The organism is Mycobacterium sp. NAZ190054 (assembly GCF_001545925.1).
Lineage (GTDB): Bacteria > Actinomycetota > Actinomycetes > Mycobacteriales > Mycobacteriaceae > Mycobacterium.
This window is the reverse complement of record NZ_LMVQ01000287.1, coordinates 1-4702: the sequence shown is the minus strand read 5'-3', so window position 1 is coordinate 4702 and position 4702 is coordinate 1. Positions and strand designations below refer to the sequence as shown.

Here is a 4702-nt window from a genome sequence, read left to right as displayed (position 1 = left end):
CCAGGAGGCCGCCACGGCGGCAGCGGAGTTCGAGGTCGAGCAGAACATCAAGGACGTCGAGACCAACCGTGCCAAGCTCGAGGACGGCGGCGTGGTGTTCAGTGAACTGACCCCCGCAGCGGTCAGGACGCATGGCGATCCTTCGCTTCAGGGGTCCAGTCAGCGAGACCCGATGAGCAGAGTCCGCGGCGGCGCCGCGGACGCCAGCAGGTATTCGGACTCGGGGGTCGTCCTCGGCGGGCCGCCTTCCCAGAAGCATGGCTTCCAGTGGCTCTCAGATCTTTTGAGAGGCCCGCCTCGTCATCCCCACACCGCTGCGCGTCAGTCCCGGATTCGCACCGGGTTCCCTACTCCACACGGAGGTGACTGGCCCGTCCAGGATAGCAATTCACCGAGCCGGCCCCGGTGCCCCGTCAGTGGGCGGCGCGGATCCAGGCGAGCGCCTCGTCGACGGTCGAGACCACCGGAACGTCGCCGGGTACCGTAGGCCGGCGCACGACCACCACCGGCAGCCCCAGTTGCTCGGCGGCCTGCATCTTCGGCCAGGTGTGTTCACCGCCGGAATCCTTGGTCACCAGCACATCTGCGTGGTGTTCGCGTAACGCCGTCAGCTCGCCGGGCAGGTCGTAGGGTCCCCGGCTGGTGACCACCCGCCATGGCGGAGGCAGTGTGAGGTCGGGCACGTCCACGACGCGGGCCAGCACGGCCAGCTCACGCAGCGCCGGGACGAACTGGTGCAGCTGTTGGCGGCCGATGGTCAGGAACGGCCGGCTGCCGAGCCGGGCCGCGGTGTCGGCGGCTTCCTCATGGGTGTCCACCCAGTGCCACGACGGCCGGGAGCGGTGCGCCCAGCCGGGTCGTTCCAGCCGCAGCAGCGGTCTGCGGGCCGGGCCTGCGGTGCACGCGGCGACGGCGTTGGCGGTGATCGTCGCGGCGAACGGGTGGGTGGCGTCGACGACCACGTCGTAGTCGGTCAGCGCGGCGCGCAGACCCTCGACGCCGCCGAATCCGCCGATTCGCACCGGGCCCACGGGCAGGCGTGGTTCGGCGACCCGGCCGGCCAGTGAGCTGGTGACGTCGACGCCGTCGGCGACCAGCTTCGCGGCCAGGGCGCGCGCCTCCGCCGTTCCACCGAGGACGAGTACACGTGTGTACATCAGGGCGCTCCCGGTGGCAGGAAGGGAAGATCGGCGGGCGGGCCCCGGCGGATGAGCGTCAGCAACGAGTCCACGTCCAGGTGCCGCTCGACCAGGTCGCCCAGCAGGTCGAGTCGGCGCTCCCGGGCGGCCGGGAAACTGACGCCGGAGGCGGCCAGCCCGAGGGTCTGCTGCAGGAAGGCGGCGCGCAGCGCGTCCCCTTCGAGCGAGCCGTGCCACATGGTGCCGTACACCTGTCCCGCGCGCGCACCCCCCAGGAACTCGGTGGCGTCGGCTCCGCGGGTGATCCGGCCGTGGTGGATCTCGTACCCGGAGGCGGGCACGCCGAGCCCGGTGCCTTGCGGCAGCCGAAGCACTTTCGCTGCCTCGAACGAGGTTTCGACGTCGAGCAGCCCGAGCCCGGGCACCTCGGGAACCGGGCCCTCGACCCCGGCCGGGTCGCGGATGATGCGGCCGAGCATCTGGAAGCCCCCGCAGATGCCGAGCAACGGTTTGCCGGCGGCCGCGTGAGCCTGCAGTGCGCGGTCGAGTCCACGGGAGCGCAACCACTGCAGGTCGGCGATCGTCGCGCGGGTTCCGGGCAGCACCACCAGGTCTGCATCGCCGAGCGCGCGGGGGTCGGAGACGAACACGACGTCGAGGTCGGGTTCCAGGCTCAGCGCGTCGACGTCGGTGAAGTTGCTGATCCGCGGCAGCCGGATGACCGCGACGCGTCGTGCGCCGTCGTCTTTCGATCGGCGGCCCTGCAGATCGAGCGCGTCCTCGGAGTCCAGCCACACGTCGGGATGCCACGGCAGCGTCCCGTACACCCGCCGGCCGGTCACGCGTTCCAGGTCACGCAGGCCCGGTGCCAGCAGTGCGGGGTCGCCGCGGAACTTGTTGACGACGAATCCCGCCAGTAGCGCCTGGTCTTCCGGCGACAGCAGCGCCACGGTGCCCAGGAACGCCGCGAACACGCCGCCGCGGTCGATGTCGCCCACCACCACGGTCGGCAGCCCCGCGTGCCGCGCCAGTCCCATGTTGACGTAATCGCCTGCCCGCAAATTGATCTCGGCCGGGCTGCCGGCGCCTTCGGCCACCACGACGTCGAAGCGGGACGCCAGGTCGTCGAACGCCGCGTGCGCCGCGGACGCCAGCGCACACCGCCCCTCCAACCAGTCCGACGACGCCACCGCCCCCCACGGGCGGCCCATCAGCACCACGTGGCTGCGGTGATCGCTGCCGGGTTTGAGCAGGACGGGGTTCATCGCCGCCTCGGGCGTGGCCTTCGCGGCCACCGCCTGCACCCACTGGGCGCGACCGATCTCCACACCGTCACCGCCGGTTTCGGCGCACACCATCGAATTGTTGGACATGTTCTGCGCTTTGAACGGCGCGACCTTGATGCCGCGCCGCGACAGCGCCCGGCACAGGCCGGTGGTCACCACGCTCTTGCCGGCGTCGCTGGTCGTGCCCGCGACCAGGATGCCGGGCATCAGTGACGCCTCACCAGGAAGAGATCCATCACCCAGCCGGTCTCCTCCTTGGCGGCGGCCCGCGCCTCGACCACGGCGGGGAGCACGTCGGCGACGCGCCCGCTGACGAGGCGCTCCCCGGCGGCGCCGAGGTTGGCGCCCCACCACATCGTCCAGTCGTCGAGGCCGGTGAGGTCGAGCCGTTCGGGCGGCGGATTGAGCATCGCCACGATGTTGTCCAACCCGGCCGCGACCGCTTCCTGGATGCGTCGGCCGGTGGTGACGTGCACCGGCCGGCCGACTTCGTGCAGCACGATGCGGTGCCGCGCGGCGAGCAGTTGCGGGGCGCTGATCCCGGGCAGGACGTCGTAGTCCACCGGCACCCCGAGCCGGCGCACTTTCTCCACGACCCGGATGGTCGAGTCGTACAGCGACGGGTCGCCCCACACCAGGAACGCCGCGGTGCCGCCGCGCTCCTGCAGGACCTCGGCGTAGCGTGCGGCACGCGCGTCGTGCCAATCGGCAACGGCGCCTTGGTAACCGGCGGTGGTCAGGCCGGTGGACCGGTCGCGTTCGGGGTCGGCCACCGACACGATCTCGACCGGGCCGTCGGGTCCGGCGTGTGCGGCGACGATCGCACGCCGCAGCGCGAGGAGACCGTCGTCGCGGTCGTCGCCGCCCTTGTCCGCCGCCAGTACGTAGTCGGCGTCGCGGAGCGCCTGGGCCACCTCCGGGGTCACATGCTGGGGCCCCATCCCGACACCGAGAATCCGGACTCGGACCGGTTCACTCATGTCAGCGGTCCTCCAGGTCACCTTCGACTTCGAGGTAGGCCTGCTGCAGCGCCTGCAGTGTTTCCGGCGACGGCTCGGCCCACAGGCCGCGGTCGGCGGCTTCCTGGAGCCGTTCGACGATGCCGTGCAGCGCCCAGGGATTGGAGGTGTCGAGGAACTCCCGGGTCGCCGGGTCGAGCACGTATTCCTGCGCGAGCTTCTCGTACATCCAGTCGTGCACCACCCCGGCGGTGGCGTCGAAACCGAAGAGGTAGTCGACGGTGGCGGCGAGCTCGAACGCGCCCTTGTACCCGTGCCTGCGCATCGCCGAGATCCACCGGGGATTCACGACGCGGGCGCGGAACACCCGGGCGGTCTCCTCGGCCAGCGTGCGGGTGCGCACGGCGTCGGGTGTGGTCGAATCCCCCACGTAGGCACGGGGATCGGAGCCGGTGAGCGCACGCACGGTGGCCACCATGCCGCCGTGATACTGGAAATAGTCGTCGCTGTCGGCGATGTCGTGTTCGCGGGTGTCGATGTTCTTGGCGGCCACCTTGATCCGGGCGTAGTTGGTGCGCATGTCATCGGCGGCCGCCACGCCGTCCAGCCCACGGCCGTACGCGAACCCGCCCCACGCGGTGTAGACCTCGGCGAGGTCCTTGTCGTCCCGCCAGGTGCCGGCCTCCACCAGCTGCAGGATGCCCGCCCCGTACGAGCCGGGCTTGGAGCCGAACACCCGGGTGGTGGCCCGCCTGCGGTCGCCGTGGGCGGCCAGGTCGGCGCGGGCGTGCGCGGCGACGTAATTGGCGTCGTCGGGCTCGTCGAGCGTGGCCACCATCTGCACGGCGTCGTCGAGCATCGTCACGACGTGCGGGAACGCGTCGCGGAAGAAGCCGGAGATGCGCACCGTCACGTCGATGCGCGGACGGCCGAGTTCCTCGAGTGAGATGACCTGCAGCCGGCCCACCCGCCGCGACGCCTCGTCCCATTCGGGCCGCACGCCCAGCAGCGCGAGCACCTCGGCGATGTCGTCGCCGGAGGTGCGCATCGCGCTGGTGCCCCACACCGACAGGCCCACCGACTCGGGGTAGGTGCCGGTGTCGTCGAGGTAGCGCTGCACCAACGAGTCGGCCATCGCCTGGCCGGTCTGCCACGCCAGCCGCGACGGCACCGCGCGCGGGTCCACGGTGTAGAACTGGCTGAAGGTCGGCATCGACCTCGCGGTGGCGGCGGTCAAGGGCGTCGAGGCGTTCATCGAGAACTTCATCCCGGCCAGAGCCGCGGTCGATACACCGGAGGTCGGGGAGTCCGGCGAGGG

General features: G+C 71.4%; 4 protein-coding genes and 1 riboswitch. All 4 genes read right to left on the bottom strand.

Annotated features, from left to right (window positions below):
• Positions 1 to 187 precede the first annotated feature (187 nt).
• A riboswitch (cobalamin riboswitch) is annotated at positions 188 to 386 on the bottom strand.
• A gap of 27 nt (positions 387 to 413) precedes the next feature.
• Positions 414 to 1157, bottom strand: a complete 744-nt coding sequence (locus tag ASJ79_RS19080; protein ID WP_067958530.1) for a cobalt-precorrin-6A reductase — start codon at positions 1155 to 1157, stop codon at positions 414 to 416.
• Positions 1157 to 2632: a cobyric acid synthase gene (locus ASJ79_RS19075; RefSeq protein ID WP_067958528.1), complete on the bottom strand. Its 1476-nt coding sequence runs from the start codon at positions 2630 to 2632 to the stop codon at positions 1157 to 1159. The genes ASJ79_RS19080 and ASJ79_RS19075 overlap by 1 nt, the downstream gene beginning before the upstream one ends.
• The gene (gene cobF / locus ASJ79_RS19070) at positions 2632 to 3405 is read right to left on the bottom strand and encodes a precorrin-6A synthase (deacetylating) (RefSeq protein ID WP_067958520.1); all 774 of its coding nucleotides are present in this window, start codon (positions 3403 to 3405) and stop codon (positions 2632 to 2634) included. Before cobF ends, ASJ79_RS19075 begins: the two co-directional genes overlap by 1 nt.
• Before the next feature lies 1 nt (position 3406).
• The coding region (locus tag ASJ79_RS19065; protein ID WP_369803711.1) for a cobaltochelatase subunit CobN at positions 3407 to 4702 on the bottom strand (1296 nt) is incomplete at its 5' end.

What these genes read in the sequence shown, in the direction of transcription:
- cobF (WP_067958520.1), bottom strand. Translation starts at nt 3,405, where the DNA reads ATGAGTGAACCGGTCCGAGTCCGGATTCTCGGTGTCGGGATGGGGCCC.
- ASJ79_RS19075 (WP_067958528.1), bottom strand. Translation starts at nt 2,632, where the DNA reads ATGCCCGGCATCCTGGTCGCGGGCACGACCAGCGACGCCGGCAAGAGC.
- ASJ79_RS19080 (WP_067958530.1), bottom strand. Translation starts at nt 1,157, where the DNA reads ATGTACACACGTGTACTCGTCCTCGGTGGAACGGCGGAGGCGCGCGCC.